General features: G+C 71.3%; 13 protein-coding genes. 9 read left to right on the forward strand and 4 right to left on the reverse strand.

Annotation, left to right across the window (positions count from 1 at the left end; genetic code table 11):
• Positions 1–14: 14 nt before the first annotated feature.
• From ACTWQR_RS16305 to sigJ, 3 genes are all read left to right on the forward strand, one after another.
• Complete coding sequence (locus ACTWQR_RS16305) at positions 15–1,040, forward strand: LacI family DNA-binding transcriptional regulator (protein ID WP_443227779.1); 1,026 nt, start codon at positions 15–17, stop codon at positions 1,038–1,040.
• Positions 1,041–1,197: 157 nt separating this feature from the next.
• Positions 1,198–2,499: an alpha/beta fold hydrolase gene (locus ACTWQR_RS16310; protein WP_443227780.1), complete on the forward strand. Its 1,302-nt coding sequence runs from the start codon at positions 1,198–1,200 to the stop codon at positions 2,497–2,499.
• A 106-nt stretch (positions 2,500–2,605) separates the two neighbouring features.
• The gene (gene sigJ, locus ACTWQR_RS16315; protein ID WP_443227781.1) at positions 2,606–3,481 is read left to right on the forward strand and encodes an RNA polymerase sigma factor SigJ; all 876 of its coding nucleotides are present in this window, start codon (positions 2,606–2,608) and stop codon (positions 3,479–3,481) included.
• 49 nt (positions 3,482–3,530) lie between these two features.
• On the opposite strand, the gene ACTWQR_RS16320 is transcribed toward sigJ, so the two are convergent.
• A complete protein-coding gene (locus ACTWQR_RS16320; protein WP_443227782.1) occupies positions 3,531–3,740 on the reverse strand; it encodes a DUF5999 family protein in 210 nt (69 codons plus the stop codon).
• A 240-nt stretch (positions 3,741–3,980) separates the two neighbouring features.
• Here ACTWQR_RS16320 and ACTWQR_RS16325 point away from each other — a divergent pair, with 240 nt between their 5' ends.
• Positions 3,981–4,820, forward strand: coding sequence for a pentapeptide repeat-containing protein (locus ACTWQR_RS16325; RefSeq protein ID WP_443227783.1), 840 nt, complete (start codon positions 3,981–3,983; stop codon positions 4,818–4,820).
• A 227-nt stretch (positions 4,821–5,047) separates the two neighbouring features.
• Positions 5,048–5,773 carry a DUF2470 domain-containing protein gene (locus tag ACTWQR_RS16330; protein WP_443227784.1) on the forward strand — a complete coding sequence of 242 codons (726 nt, stop codon included), beginning with the start codon at positions 5,048–5,050 and terminating at the stop codon, positions 5,771–5,773.
• A gap of 33 nt (positions 5,774–5,806) precedes the next feature.
• Here ACTWQR_RS16330 and ACTWQR_RS16335 read toward each other — a convergent pair whose 3' ends face one another.
• Together ACTWQR_RS16335 and ACTWQR_RS16340 are read right to left on the reverse strand one after the other, a co-directional pair.
• Positions 5,807–6,889, reverse strand: coding sequence for a hypothetical protein (locus tag ACTWQR_RS16335; RefSeq protein ID WP_443227785.1), 1,083 nt, complete (start codon positions 6,887–6,889; stop codon positions 5,807–5,809).
• Positions 6,890–7,003: 114 nt separating this feature from the next.
• Positions 7,004–8,251, reverse strand: coding sequence for an FUSC family protein (locus tag ACTWQR_RS16340; RefSeq protein WP_443227786.1), 1,248 nt, complete (start codon positions 8,249–8,251; stop codon positions 7,004–7,006).
• Positions 8,252–8,466: 215 nt separating this feature from the next.
• On the opposite strand from ACTWQR_RS16340, the gene ACTWQR_RS16345 reads away from it, so the two are divergent.
• A complete protein-coding gene (locus tag ACTWQR_RS16345; protein WP_443227787.1) occupies positions 8,467–9,831 on the forward strand; it encodes an erythromycin esterase family protein in 1,365 nt (454 codons plus the stop codon).
• A gap of 110 nt (positions 9,832–9,941) precedes the next feature.
• Complete coding sequence (locus ACTWQR_RS16350; RefSeq protein WP_443227788.1) at positions 9,942–10,820, forward strand: DUF3626 domain-containing protein; 879 nt, start codon at positions 9,942–9,944, stop codon at positions 10,818–10,820.
• A gap of 213 nt (positions 10,821–11,033) precedes the next feature.
• On the opposite strand, the gene ACTWQR_RS16355 is transcribed toward ACTWQR_RS16350, so the two are convergent.
• The gene (locus ACTWQR_RS16355; protein WP_443227789.1) at positions 11,034–11,432 is read right to left on the reverse strand and encodes a hypothetical protein; all 399 of its coding nucleotides are present in this window, start codon (positions 11,430–11,432) and stop codon (positions 11,034–11,036) included.
• Between the two features lie 337 nt (positions 11,433–11,769).
• Between ACTWQR_RS16355 and ACTWQR_RS16360 the strand changes: the two genes are divergently transcribed.
• The gene (locus ACTWQR_RS16360; RefSeq protein WP_443227895.1) at positions 11,770–12,795 is read left to right on the forward strand and encodes a phosphotransferase family protein; all 1,026 of its coding nucleotides are present in this window, start codon (positions 11,770–11,772) and stop codon (positions 12,793–12,795) included.
• Positions 12,796–12,883: 88 nt separating this feature from the next.
• Positions 12,884–14,176 carry an ROK family protein gene (locus tag ACTWQR_RS16365; protein ID WP_443227790.1) on the forward strand — a complete coding sequence of 431 codons (1,293 nt, stop codon included), beginning with the start codon at positions 12,884–12,886 and terminating at the stop codon, positions 14,174–14,176.
• Positions 14,177–14,185: the final 9 nt, after the last annotated feature.

Below are 14,185 nucleotides of genomic sequence, written 5' to 3' on the forward strand. Positions count from 1 at the left end.
GAGGTCCGTGCCTGATGGCCCAGTCGGTGGGTATAAAGGACGTCGCCCGCGTCGCCGGAGTCTCGGTGGGCACGGTCTCGAACGTCATCAACCGCCCGGACACGGTCGCCTCCGAGACCCGCGCCCGGGTGCTCTCGGCCATAGACCGGCTCGGATACGTCCGCAGCGAGTCGGCGCGGCAGCTACGCGCCGGACGCAGCCGGATCATGGGCCTGCTCGTCCTCGACATGGGCAACCCCTTCTTCGTGGACGTCGCACGCGGCGCCGAGCGGGCCGCGCGGGAGGCCGGGGTCGGCGTGATGGTCTGCAACAGCGGACAGAGCGCGGCGGAGGAGGCCGACTACCTGTCGCTCTTCGCCGAACAGCGCGTACGGGGCGTCCTGCTGACCCCCGCCGACGCGACCGGGCGCAACATTGAGGCGTTCCGCCGCCACGGCATCCCCTTCGTGCTCGTCGACCGGGTCGCCGAGGGCACCACCGAGTGCTCGGTGTCGGTCGACGACGTGGCGGGCGGCGCACTGGCCGTACGGCATCTCATCGACGCCGGCCACCGCTCCATCGCGTACGTGAGCGGGCCGCCAGGCCTGAATCAGGTCAGGGACCGCCGCACGGGCGCCCTGAACGCCCTCGACGAGGCGGGACTCGGCCCGGACTCCCTGCGGGAACTGCCCACCGAGCGGCTCGACGTGGCCGCGGGCCGCGACGCCGGAGCCCGCCTCCTCGGTCTCGCCGACCGCCCGACCGCCGTGTTCTGCGCCAACGACCTGCTCGCCCTCGGCGTCCTCCAGGCCATGTTCGCGGCCGGCGTCGGCGTCCCGGACGACCTCGCCATCGTCGGCTACGACGACATCGAGTTCGCGGCCGCGGCGGCCGTCCCGCTGACCTCCGTACGGCAGCCCGCCGTCACCATGGGCGCGCTCGCGGCGGCGCTCCTGCTGGAGGAGACCGAGGCCGAGACCGCGCCGGTCGCGCACGAGCACCGGCGTGTGGTGCTCCAGCCGGAGCTCGTGGTGCGACGCTCGAGCCTCCCGCCGCGCTGAACGATCATTCCGTGGGCAAGCGGTTGTGCGGCACGCAGTCAGTTCCCGGCCTGAGTGGCCGGACCGCGCAGATTTCTTGATCCCCGGGCTCGGCTCGCCGGAGAACTTGTGCTGAACTGGGTCGCATCCTGCAATCCGTTCGTCTCGGGAGACCCCCTTGAGCGTCAGCTACCGTCAGCCCGGTGTCGTTCTCAGCGACCGCCACTTCACCGTGCCCCTCGATCACGACGACCCGTCAGGGGAGACGATCGAGCTGTACGCCCGTGAAGTGGTCGCGAGCGACAAGGCGAACCAGGACCTGCCCTGGCTGGTGTACCTCCAGGGCGGGCCCGGCTTCGGCGCCAACCGCTTCGTCGGCAAGCAGGCCTGGCTCGGCCGCGCCCTCAAGGACTATCGCGTTCTGCTCCTCGACCAGCGCGGCACCGGCAGCTCCACGCCCGCCAACCGGCAGACCCTCCCGCTGCGCGGCGGCCCCCGCGAACAGGCCGACTACCTCGCGCTGTTCCGCGCCGACTCCATCGTCCGCGACTGCGAGGCGATCCGCCCGGCCGTCACCGGCGGCGCCCCCTGGACCGTTCTCGGCCAGAGCTTCGGCGGCTTCTGCGCGACCCACTACCTGTCCACCGCGCCCGAAGGCCTGGCCGCCGCCCTGATCACCGGCGGCCTGCCCTCCCTCGACGGTCACGCCGACGACATCTACCGGGCCGCGTACCCGCGCATCGAGCGCAAGGTCACCGCCCACTACGAGCGCTACCCCCAGGACATCGAGCGGGCCCGGCGGATCGCCGAGTACCTGCTGCGCCACGAGCCCGTCCTGAACGGTGGCTACCGTCTCACCGTCGAGGCCTTCCAGTCCCTCGGCATCCTCCTCGGCGGCAGCGAGGGCAGCCACCGTCTGCACTACCTCCTGGAACACGCCTTCGTCCGCACCGCCCAGGGCCCGGCCCTCTCCGATGCCTTCCAGGAAGACGTCCAGGCCACCCTCTCGTTCGCGGGACACCCGCTGTACGCGCTGGTCCACGAGGCCTGCTATGCCCAGGGCGGTCGCCCCACCGCCTGGTCCGCCGAGCGGGTCCGCGCCGACTTCCCGCAGTTCGACGCGGCCAAGACCCTCGCGGGCGATGGCCCGTTGCTGTTCACCGGCGAGTCCGTACACCCCTGGACCTTCGACTGCGACCCGGCCCTGCGCCCGCTGCGCGAGACCGCCGACCTCCTCGCCGAACGCACCGACTGGGCCCCGCTGTACGACCCCGCCAGCCTCGCCGCCAACGAGGTCCCCGTCGCCGCGGCCGTCTACCACGACGACATGTACGTCGACACCGAGCACGCACTGAGCACGGCCAGGACCATCCGCGGTCTGCGGACGTACGTCACCGACGAGTTCGAGCACGACGGAGTACGGGCGGGCGGCCCGCGCGTACTGGACCGGCTGATCGCACTGTCGCGGGACGAGGCCTGATGGCGCGCAGCGCACCTTCAGTGACCGCCCGTTCAAGGACGAAGGGCTGTGCCATCGCCGCCTGGACGGACGGCGGCCGGGAGATCGTGTACGTGCCGGCGAGCCGATGAGCGATCTCCTCGCGCGGAGCTTCGAGACACACCGCCGTCACCTCCGGGCCGTGGCGTACCGGATGCTCGGCTCGCTCAGTGAGGCCGACGACGCCGTCCAGGAGACCTGGCTCAGGATCAGCCGCTCCGACATCTCCGAGGTGAAAAATCTCGGGGGCTGGCTGACCACCGTGGTCGGCCGGATCTGTCTCGACATGCTGCGTTCGCGCACCTCACGCCGAGAGGAGTCCCTCGACACCCACGTGCCGGACCCGGTGGTGACCCGGATCAGTCCTGAGGAAGAGGCGGTCCAAGCGGACTCGGTCGGACTCGCCCTGCTCATCGTCCTGGAGACCCTCGAGCCCGCCGAGCGGCTGGCGTTCGTGCTGCACGACATGTTCGCGGTGCCGTTCGACGACATCGCGCCCGTCGTGGAGCGCAGTTCGGCCGCCACGCGCCAGCTCGCCAGCCGCGCCCGGCGGCGGGTGCGGGGCGCGGCGCCGACACCCGACCCCGATCTGTCCCGTCAGCGGAGGGTCCTCGACGCGTTCCTCGCCGCCTCGCGCGGCGGCGACTTCGAAGCGCTCGTCGCGGTCCTCCACCCGGACGCCGTGCTGCGCGCCGACTCCGGCGCCCTCGTCGGCGGCGCGGCCGCGTCCAAGCTGGTCCGCGGTGCGAGGGCGGTGGCTCAACAGGCGTTCCTGTTCCGGCGGTTCGCCGTTCACGCCCGGCCCGTCCTCGTCAACGGCGCGGTGGGCATGGTCACCGCGCCCGACGGGCAGCCGATGTCGGTCACGGCTCTCACGATCGTGGACGGGAAGATCGTCGCCATGGACATCCTCTCGGACCCGGAGCGGCTGGCGCGGCTCGACCTCGGAGGGCTCCTGGCCTGAGGACCGACCGTGACTCCGGCCGGCAGTGGCGCAGGGCCGACGTCACTCCTCAGGCGGGCACGGGCTCCGGGCGGTCCACGAGCGTCGTGTGCAGGGGGCTCACGACGGAGCCGTCCGGCAGGAGTTCGCCAGTGTCGTCGAAGACGATCGTGCCGTTGCACAGCAGGCTCCAACCCTGTTCGGGGTGGGCGGACACGATCACGGCGGCGTGGTGATCGGGACTGTCGGCGGTGGGGCACGTGGGCCAGTGGGTGCACATGACGTCTCTCCGGGGTCTGTGAAGGAGCTCGTTCCTCTGTGGTAGCGGAGTTTGTTTTCAGTTGTATTAGGGACCTCTCCGCGAGCGGAAACTCATCGGTGAGTTCGTGCCCGGCAAGGGAGTTGGATGGGTCGGACTCGGAGTGAAACCGGACGTCGGCCGAAGACCGGTGGTCACCTGCTCGCGCACTGCCCAGGCTCGCGCACTGCCCAGGCTCGCGCACTACGTAGGCTGGACGGCATGCAAGACGAACCAGGCACGGCAGCATCCGCCCGAACCGAACTCCAGGCGGACTGCGCCCAGTGCTTCGGGCTGTGCTGTGTCGCGTTGCCCTTCGCCGCCTCGGCGGACTTCGCGATCGACAAGGCCGCCGGGAGCCCCTGCCAGAACCTCCGGACGGACTTCCGCTGCGGCATCCACACGGAGCTGCGGCAGCGTGGCTTCAACGGCTGTACGGTCTACGACTGCTTCGGCGCCGGGCAGAAGGTCTCGCAGGTCACCTTCGGCGGCGCGGACTGGCGCTCGGGCACGCGGGAGCACGCCCGGCTGATGGCCGACGTGTTCCCGGTCGTACGACACCTCCAGGAACTGCTCTGGTACCTCACCGAGGCGCTGGAGCTGCCCGCGGCCCGCCCGATCCACCCGGAACTGCGCCGCGCGCTCGACACCACCGAGGCGCTCACTCGCCGAACCCCGGAAGAACTGGCCGAGTTGGACGTGCCCACGGTCCGTCAGGACGTCAACGCCCTCCTGCTGCGCACCAGCGAACTGGCCCGCGCCGGCCTCGGCCGCGGCAAGAAGAAGGAGCGCCGGGGCGCCGACCTCATGGGCGCCCGCCTCAAGGGCGCCGACCTGAGGGGTGCCAACCTCCGCGGCGCCTATCTCATCGCCGCCGACCTGACGGGCGCGGATCTGCGGGACGCGGACCTGATCGGTGCCGACCTGCGCGACACCGACCTCACGGACGCCGACCTGACCGGCGCCCTCTTCCTCACCCAGCCTCAGCTCAACGCCGCCAAGGGCAGTGCCGGCACCAGGCTTCCGGCGTCACTCACTCGCCCCGGTCACTGGACAGGATGAAGCCGACGACGCCTCCGACGCGTCCTCTGGCATCTCCGGCTGCGTTGACGGCTCGGGCTCGGGCTCGGGCTCGGGCTCGGGGGGAGCATCGTCAGTGCGCAGGGACGCTGTTGGGAGTCGTCGCCGCGTAAATTCGCCGTCACAAAGGTGGCGTGGCGTGGCCGCGTGGTTGGCGTACACCCCGATCTTCGATAGGTTAGGCAAGGCTTACCTAATGGAGGTTTGGGATGGGTGACCGTCACAGCTGGACGGCCGCGCCGGCCACGGCACAACGTGCCCGGTCCGTGCTCGCCGCGGCGTGGTCCTGCGCGGTGACCGCCGAGGGCGGTCGCGAGGAGTTCATCGGCGTACACACCGTCGCCGAGGACGGGCGGGTGCTGCTGCACCTGCCGGAAGACAGCACGCTCGCCGCGGCCGCGGTCTGCGCGCCACGCGGAGAGCCCTCCGCCGTCCTGGAGTTCGCCGATGTCGCGCCCGTCCCCGTACGGAGCCGTATCCGCGCCCGGCTCTGGATGGCCGGCTGGTTCGCGTCCGAGGAGGGACAACTGGCGTTCCGCCCGACACGCGCCGTGCTGCGCGAGCTCGGCGGTGCGGTGGTGATCGACCTCGACGAGTTCGCCATCGCCGAACCCGATCCGCTGGCCCTGGCGGAGGCCCAGCTGCTGACGCATCTCGCCGACGCCCACCCGGACGCGGTCGAGCGGCTCACCCGGCTCATCGACCCCGACACCCTGCACGGCGCCGTCCGCGTCCAGCCGCTCGCAGTCGACCGGCACGGACTGACGCTGCGCATCGAGCGCGCGCGCACCCACGGCGACGTACGGCTGCCCTTCCACCGGCCCGCCGACGACCTCGGGCAGCTGACCGAGCGCATGCACGTCCTGCTCACGCAGGCGAGCGCCGCGAGCTGCCCCCGTGCGCTGCAGCGGCAGCGCACGGAAGGAGACGCATGACGCGACCGGTCCGGCCTCGGGCCGGAGCCGGCCTCACCAGGTCCCGTCGCCGACCGGTTTACCCGGCGCGTCCCCCAGCGGCTTCACCTGCTGGGGTGACGGCGGCTGCCACGGTGTGTGGTCGTCGCCGAGCCAGTCGCCGACCGGCTTGACCGCGTCGAGCGTGTCCGTGGGGTCGAGGTCCGCCGCCTCCTCGTCGTAGTAGTCGAACCACGGCAGCCCGGCCCGCGTGTAGGCCGCGCGGTCGACGGGCGACGGCGGGGGCGCCTCGCCGGTGATCCGGCGCCACTCGGGCGGCGTCACGAGGTGCACGAAGACGCGGCCGGCCGCCGCGGTGGCCCAGTCCGAGAGCGGGCGGTCGTCCTTGTAGACCTCCTGGCGCATCGAACCGCCGACGCCGAGGCCCATCGCCGCGGGAGCCCGTGGTGGAGCGCCCGTCGCAGCTCGCATGGGACCGCCCGCCGGGGGCGGCGAACCGGGCGTGGCCATGCCTGGCGCTGCCATCGGGAACGCCGCGCCGTAACCGCCCGCCGACAGGCTCTCGCGCCGTCGTGCTTCGAGCTCCGCCCGAAGGCGCTGCTCCTCGCGCCACGCGGCCAGCACGCCCTCGTTCAGCTGGAACGACTGCAGCTGTACGCCGCCCCACACCTCCTCACCGGTGACCTGGCCCTCGACCGTCGCACCCAGCCCGAGCGGAACCGCCACGAACTGGCGGACCGCGCCCTTACCTGAATTGATGCCGTCGAGCCACGGCTGGCGGGGCAGCACGACATAGTTCTGCGGCTTCCGCCCCAGCCGGGCGCTCCACGGTTTGCCGGAGACCGCGCACACCTTGCCCACGCCCACCTGCAGGGCGGCCGGTTCCGAGGTACCGCCGAAGCTCAGCCACATCGCCTCGCGCAGATACACCGGCAGCATCACCCCGCCACGTGCCAGCCACTGGGCCGGCACCGTGTCCGGGTAGTCCTCCACGCGCCGCAGCGGGAACTCGCCGAGCCCCGGAGGCAGCGGATGCGTCCCCGTCTCGGGCAGGCGCAGGGTGCGGATGAACCGAATCCGCACACCGCCCGGCAGCCGCAGTGAGTTTCCGTCGATTCGCACGGTGCCGTCGGCCATCCGAACTCCCCTGGTGTCTTCGTCGTCCCCGTGCCAGTACGTCACGCGGCAGTCACTACGTCCAGCACTATGTCCACCAGGCCCAGCGATATGTCGAGCACTACGCCCAGTACGTCACGTAGCACGATTCGAGGCGGCGGTACGGTTCCGTCGTGCGGGGCGCAGCCGCTCGCGGAAACGGTTCAGCCGGGGCATGCGGTCTCGCTCCTCGCGCGTGCAGCGGTCCAGTTCCTCCAGGAGCCGGCGTGAGCGGTGCTCCATGTCGAGCTCGTCGAGGAGCCGGGTCACCTCGGTCAGTACGGCGCCGTGCAACTGCCAGCGGCGTGCGTCCCGCTGGACCCCCTCCAGGAGAAGTTGGGCCAGCTTGTCGCGGGTGGCGGTCGCGGCGGTGATTTCGGAGGCGAGCCGGGACTCCGCCGACTCGGCGCTGTGGCTGACGTCGGTGGTGACCAGGACGGCGAAGCTGACCACGGCGTCACCGACTTCGGCCAGGAGCCGCTCCAGGGTCCTCCCGATCTCCGGCTCGAACAGCGGATCCGGGACGCGCTCCTTGGCCAGGTCGGTGAGACTGCGCGCGAGGACCCGCAGAACCACCGTGCAGATCTCCAGTGTGTCCAGGCCGGTGCGCAGGACGACCCGGTGCAGCAGCCCTTCCCGTACACGCGGATTGAGCCGCAGGCTGTCCTCGGCCTGCTTGAGGGCCGCGTCCACCTCGACGATGTCGTGGTCGAGCCGCCGGGCCTCGTGGAGCCGCTCGGCCGCGAGGGTCACGGGTGTGCGGCTGGCGGCCTCCTCGCCGATGAGCAGCATCAACTGCCGCATCCGGCGTGCCAGATCCTCGATGGACTCGCCGGCCGCGCCGACCCACACCGGGGGAGCGAAGAGCAGATTGCAGCCGAGCCCGACCACGGCACCGATCACCGTCTCCAGGATCCGCGCCCAGGCCGTGTCACCGACCCTGGTGACGCCGAGGACCAGCATGGCGCTGATCGCCACCTCGGGCACGAACTCGCTGACCCGCACCAGATGCCCGACGGCCAGCGAGGCGAGGATGAGCAGGCCCAGGCTCCACCACGTCAGCCCCACGAGGACACTGAACCCGATGGCGACGAGAACGCCGGCCACGACCGAGTTGACCCGTCGTATGCCGGTGGTGAGCGTGGAGTAGAGCGTGACCTGCACGACGAGGAGCGCGGTCAGGGGAGCGGTGAGCGGGGCCGCCTCGGGGCTGAAGCGCAGCGCGACCACGTACGCGATCGTCGCGGCCGCCGCCGAGCGGACCGTCTGGACGATCACGGGATCCTGGCGCCACTTCGTCACCCGGGCGCCACCGGCCGCCCACGCCTCACGTACATCTCGCATCCTTGGGGACTTCCCGTTCAACAGCCGCACCGAACTCGTCCAGACGGCGCAGCTCACCCGAGACGACGACAAGGGCACAGGCCGAGCGGCCAGTCTGACACGGCCGGGAACGGGGCCCTGAGGAAAACCCCCGTCGTGCGTACGCGGCTGTCCCCACTCGGGACCGGGGGTGGGCCGGATGGACCGCGCCCCCACGCGCACACAAGCCTTGGACCATGACATGGCACCGGTCAGGATTCGTCTTAGCCCTGCTCATCTGCCTCGGCATCGTGGTGTCCGGCACAACACCCGCGTCGGCCACGGACACACAGGCCGCGACGACGGACACAGAAGCCGCGACCACGGACACACAAGTCGTCGAGGCCCTCCAACGCCAGGCCCATCCCCTGCGAACCGTCGAGCCTCGGGGCGACACCAGCGATCTCCGCCCCCTCGCCCGCATGATCGGCGACGCACGGGTCGTGGGCCTGGGCGAGGCCACGCACAGCTCGCACGACTTCTTCGCCATGAAACACCGCGTCTTCCGCCACCTCGTCGAGGAGAAGGGCTTCCGCACCTTCGCCCTGGAGGCCAGCTGGAGCACGGGCCTGCGCCTGAACGACTACGTCCTGTACGGCACGGGCGACCCGCGGCGCATCATGCGGGACGAGTTCCAGCGCGACTACCAGCTGTGGAACAACACCGAGTACCTGGGCCTCGTGGAGTGGATGCGCTCGTACAACCGCCAACACCCGCAGGATCCCGTGCGCTTCATGGGCGACGACTTCGCCTACAACGGACCCGAGCTGTACGACAAGGTCACCGACTATGTGGCCCGCAACCACCCCGAGCTGCTCGAACGCGTCAACAGGCTCTACCGCGGCCTGCGCCCGACCGTCCAGGCCGGCGAGTACATCGAGCAGTATCTGAACCGGCCGCTCGCCGAGCGCAAGGAGATGGCGGTACGGACCGGTCGGGCACTTGACCTGCTGAAAGGCGCTGGTGACGGCACGAAGGCGTACGACTGGGCTGTCCAGCACGCCACAGCCGTCGACCAGACCGCCCGGGGGTACGCCTTCGACGTGGAGGACCCCGCGCAGGTCGCCGCCTGCATGCTCTACCGTGACCAGCTCATGGCGGACAACGTCGCCTGGTGGCAGCGGCACACCGGCACAAAGGTCCTGCTGTCGGCGCACAACGCCCACGTCGGTTACGTGACACACGAACCGCAGTACTACCCGAAGATGCAGGGCGAGTTCCTGCGCGATCAGCTGGGCAGCGCGTACGTGAGCGCCGGATTCACTTTCCATCAGGGCTCGTTCAACGCCACCGGTCCGGACGGCAAGGTGCAGCGTTTCACGGTGGGCCCGGCACGCCCCGGCAGCAACGAGGCGACCCTGGACCGCGTCCGCCACCGAGACTACGTACTCGACCTGCGCACAGCCCCGTCCGCGGCCCGCACCTGGCTGTCCACGCCGAGGCCGACGCGCAGCATAGGCACCGAATTCCCGGAGGCCGAGCGCGACATCGCACTCGCCGCCACCCACGACATCCTCATCCACCTGCACAAGGTCGAGGCGTCGGGACTGCGGGGCCGATAGGCAGAGCCTGTTTCTGAACCCCCGCCTGCGCACCGCGCGGACGACGGGGGTTCAGAAACAGGCCTAGGCTCTCCTCGACCCGGGCCGCACACCCGTGACGAGGAGATCGAATGGACGTCGGGGACACCCGTTCACCGCAGGCCCGGGCCCTGCGCCACGTCGCGGCGCTGTCGTCCGGGCCCGCCGTCGACCCGACGCTGCGGGTGACCCTGAACCTGCACCCGGACCGCCTGGTGGACGGGCGGCCGATCCTGGAAGCGCTGGCCGAGGACGGCACGTACCACTCCCAGTTCGTCACGGGCACCAGCAACGGCGGGCTCACCGCGCACCCGGGCGGTGACCGCTGGCGGTGGGAGAGCCGCATGTTCGGTGGGGCGTACGACACGGCGGCCGCGCACGAGCGGCCCGTGTACGGCGCCCTGGACTTCCGCCACCAGGTGATCGGCGCCGCACCGAGGTTCGGTTCCGCGCACTTCCGGCTCGGCGGAGACGCTCTGCGGCGGGCCACGTTCTGCTATCCGGACAGTTCCGTCGACCCGACGGCGTTCGGGGTCGCCGACGGTATGTCGCTCATCGGCCTGGCGGAGGCGGACGACCGGGACGCCCTCGACGAGTACATCGAGGCGCAGGTTCACGGACGCGTCGTCCTGGAGCGGGACATGGAGGCGCTGGTCCTGGACCCCTGCTACCGCGGCACCCCCGTCGAGACCGCGGCCCGGCGGCTGCCCTGCCCGGTCGAGTGGCACCCCGGATACCGGCTCTCCGTCGAGGAGTTGCGACGCCATCCGGAGTTCCGCGGTCCGGAGTACGTCGAGCTGGGGGTGCGGATCGCCGAGGACGGGCACCTCGATCCGCGGCTCATCGGCGACGCGGCCCGCACGGGCCGTCACGACCCGCAGGACCTGAAGAAGGTCTGGCACTGCCTTGCCAGGTTCGGGGCGCCTGCCGGGAGAGGGGAACGACGGCACGCGGCCACGCGTCGGGGGTGAGGACGCCGAGGGCGCTCAGGCGCGGTACGGGTTCCGTACGGTCGGCCGCGTTCCAGCGGTGCCCCGTGCGGCCTCGTCGAGCTCGCCGCGCCGGCCTGCATCCGCCTGAAGCGGATGCAGGCGGATGCAGTACCAACCCGGCCTGCTCGACGGATTCATCACCGAGACCCGACTGATCCCGGCCCCGACATGACGTCACCCCAACCGAAGGCGTCAGTCGTCGTTGTGGTTGTCGCTGTCCTCGTTGTCGTCCGTGTCCGTGTCTGTGGCCGTGTTCGACAGGCGGAGTGCGAGCGTGCGCAGGAGTTCGGTGCTCTTGATGTCGGTCCGGCCCGTGTCGTGCACCTCGGCGAGTTCCGAGAAGAGGAAGGCGAAGGCGCCCACCAGTGAGATCGCGGCGGGCATCAGCGCGTCGACGACGGCCTGGCCCGCCTCGGCGGGGGTCGCGTCGCCCGGGACCTCGACCGACGGGAACACCTCCGTCACCAGCCGGCCGAGCTGGGCCTCGCCCGCGTCGATGTCGACCTCGGCCTCCTCGTTGAGCCTGCGCACCATTTCCTGAGTCTCGGTCAGGACCCCGATCGCCCGCAGGATGATCTCGCTCTGTTCCATGCGCGCGAGCCTAAGCGCTCCGCTTGGCCGCCGGGTGTGAGGTGCGGGTCGGCTTGGTTGCTCGCGCCCACGCGACGGAGTCGCAAATGTCACAGCCTGCGGCCCCTGAGGGGTGGGGGACGGTGGATATGTGCGGGTTGTCTTGGGCTTGTCGCGCAGTTCCCCGCGCCCCTGACCGGACGGATGGCACCCGGCGAACGCGACGCCTTCCGTACGCTGTACGGGGATCGCACGCCGGACGCCGGCGACGTGTACGCGGCTGTGTGAGTGCCGTAACGAGCGGCTGTGTGAGTGCCGTAACGAAGAGACCGTGACCAAGAGACGGGGTGGGTACGGGATGTCAGAGGAGCGGGCCCGACAGATCCTGGAGGCGGCGGGGCTCCCGTCCGACCGCCTCGCCCACTGCCGCCCGCTGGACGGCGGGACGTACAACACCGTCGAGGAACTCGTACTCTCCGACGGCAGCCGGTACGTCCTGAAGATCCCGCCGCCGCCGAACGCCGCCGGGTTGGCCCATGAGCGTGAGCTCCTCGTCTCGGAGGCGGAGTTCTACCGCGCCGCCGCCACCGTCGACGTGCCCGCGCCGCGTGTCGTGGCCGTCTGCCATGACGCGTCCGCATCCACAGGCCGTCATCTCCTGATGACGGCCTGTCCCGGTGACATGTGGGACACCTTCCAGGACGACGAAGAGGTTTTGCTGCGACGTGAGTTGGGGCGCCATGTGGCCCGCCTCCACCGGGTGACCGGCCCCGGTTTCGGCTACCCGTCCGGCGCCCTCGGCCCCTTGGCCGCCGACTGGCGTACGGCCTTCACCGTCATGTACGAAGCCGTCCTGGACGACGCCCGCCGCTACGAGGCCTGGCTGCCCCGCCCGGTGGACGAGGTGACCCGGACGGCCAAGTCCGCGTACGACGCCCTCGACGAGGTCGCCGTCCCGCGCCTGGTGCACTTCGACCTGTGGCGGGGGAACATCCTGGTCGAACGCACACAGAGCGGCCGCCCAGGGGGTGGCGGCGAGCCAGGCGTCGACGGGCTGCCGAGCGCCAACGGCCTGCCAAGCATCGGCGGACTCATCGACGGCGAGCGCATGTTCTGGGGAGATCCGCTGGCGGACTTCGTCTCCCTGGCGCTGCTGGGCGACATCAAGCAGGACCAGGACTTCTTGACGGGCTATCAAGAGGTCGGAGGACTGGCGGAGTTCACACCCTCGGCCCGCCTGCGGCTCGCCCTGTACCGCAGCTACCTCTATCTGATCATGCTGACGGAGACGGTCCCACGGGCGGCCGGAGCCGAGCAGCTCGCCTGGGTCAGGGAACGCGTGGCCCCGGAACTCACCGCGGCGCTGGACGAACTCGGCCAGTGAACTCTCCGGCCGACCCGGCGGTATCTTGCAGGTCGGGGCAGGTCGGGGCAGGTCGGGGCAGGTCGAGGGCAGGCCAGAGGGGGACCGGATGGCGGAGCGGAACCGGCGCACGGTGCGTGACCTGCGGCGGGCCAATCGCACCGCCGTGCTGCAACGGCTGTACTTCGACGGGCCGACGAGCCGCTTGGCACTCGGACCGGCCACCGGGCTGAGTTCCGGCTCCATCAGCAACGTCGTCTCCGAACTCGTCGCCGAGGGCCTGGTGGAGGACGCGGGCAGCGTCGACTCCGACGGCGGCCGCCCGCGCACCCTGCTGCGCGTCGCGCCCGCCGGCGGCCACATGATCGGCGTGGACGTCGGCGAGACCCGCGTACGCGTCGAGCTCTTCGACCTGACCCTCACCGAACTCGCCCGCGCCGAACGGCCCTTGGAGCATCAGGGGTACGACGTCGACGTCGTCGTCGGCCACATCCGCGACGGCATCACGGAGGTCCTCGCCGCAGCGAAGATCGCCCCCGAGCGACTGCTCGGCGTCGGCATCGGAGTACCCGGCATCGTGGACCACACCCCGGCGCGGGGCGCCGTGGTGCACGGCCAGACCATCGGCTGGGAGGCCGTCCCGCTGGAGGCGCTGCTGCGCACCGGCTGCCAACTCCCGGACAGCGTCCCGTACTTCATCGACAACGGCGCCAAGACCCTGGGCCAGGCCGAGATGTGGTTCGGCGCCGGACGCGGCGCGCACAGTGCGGTCGTGGTCCTCTTCGGCTCGGGCGTCGGCGCCTGCCTCGTCTCGGACGACGCGGAGCACGGCCGGGCCGTCGAATGGGGACATCTCACGGTACGCGTCAGAGGGCGCCGCTGCCGGTGCGGGGCGCTCGGCTGCCTGGAGGCGTACGCGGGGGCCGAAGCCCTGCTCGACCGCTGGCGGGAGGAGGGCGGGAAGCCACCGGAGGGAGTCGACGAGGAGACCGCGCTCGCCGCGATGCTCGCCGCCGCCCACCCCGCCGGCGGTGCGGCGGGGGACCCGGTTGCGGTCGCCGTGCTGGAGGAGGCGGCCGAGTACGTGGGCGCGGGCCTGTCCGACCTGATCAACCTCTTCCGGCCCGAGCGCATCCTCATCGGCGGCTGGGCCGGACTCCTGCTGGGCCCCCGTTTTCTGCCCGCCGTCCGCGAACACGCTGTCTCGTACGCCCTGCGCCATCCCGCCGAGCGGGTCACCATCGGCCTCGGAGTTCTCGGTCCGGACGCGGTGACGGTGGGCGCCGCGAGCCTTCCGCTGGCCGACTTCTTCGCACACGGCGGGCGGCGCGCGGGCTCGGTGGCGGGCGAGGCCCGGCTCCCCGCGTGGCGCGCGGCACTGGAGGAGCGGGCCGGGCACTGAGGCCCCCGG

Source organism: Streptomyces sp. 2A115 (assembly GCF_052245575.1).
GTDB lineage: Bacteria > Actinomycetota > Actinomycetes > Streptomycetales > Streptomycetaceae > Streptomyces.

Coding starts and splice junctions, on each gene's coding strand:
- ACTWQR_RS16325 (WP_443227783.1), top strand. CDS start 3,981: ATGCAAGACGAACCAGGCACGGCAGCATCCGCCCGAACCGAACTCCAG.
- ACTWQR_RS16330 (WP_443227784.1), top strand. CDS start 5,048: ATGGGTGACCGTCACAGCTGGACGGCCGCGCCGGCCACGGCACAACGT.
- ACTWQR_RS16355 (WP_443227789.1), bottom strand. CDS start 11,432: ATGGAACAGAGCGAGATCATCCTGCGGGCGATCGGGGTCCTGACCGAG.
- ACTWQR_RS16360 (WP_443227895.1), top strand. CDS start 11,770: ATGTCAGAGGAGCGGGCCCGACAGATCCTGGAGGCGGCGGGGCTCCCG.
- sigJ (WP_443227781.1), top strand. CDS start 2,606: ATGAGCGATCTCCTCGCGCGGAGCTTCGAGACACACCGCCGTCACCTC.
- ACTWQR_RS16305 (WP_443227779.1), top strand. CDS start 15: ATGGCCCAGTCGGTGGGTATAAAGGACGTCGCCCGCGTCGCCGGAGTC.
- ACTWQR_RS16365 (WP_443227790.1), top strand. CDS start 12,884: ATGGCGGAGCGGAACCGGCGCACGGTGCGTGACCTGCGGCGGGCCAAT.
- ACTWQR_RS16335 (WP_443227785.1), bottom strand. CDS start 6,889: ATGGCCGACGGCACCGTGCGAATCGACGGAAACTCACTGCGGCTGCCG.
- ACTWQR_RS16350 (WP_443227788.1), top strand. CDS start 9,942: ATGGACGTCGGGGACACCCGTTCACCGCAGGCCCGGGCCCTGCGCCAC.
- ACTWQR_RS16340 (WP_443227786.1), bottom strand. CDS start 8,251: ATGCGAGATGTACGTGAGGCGTGGGCGGCCGGTGGCGCCCGGGTGACG.
- ACTWQR_RS16320 (WP_443227782.1), bottom strand. CDS start 3,740: ATGTGCACCCACTGGCCCACGTGCCCCACCGCCGACAGTCCCGATCAC.
- ACTWQR_RS16345 (WP_443227787.1), top strand. CDS start 8,467: ATGACATGGCACCGGTCAGGATTCGTCTTAGCCCTGCTCATCTGCCTC.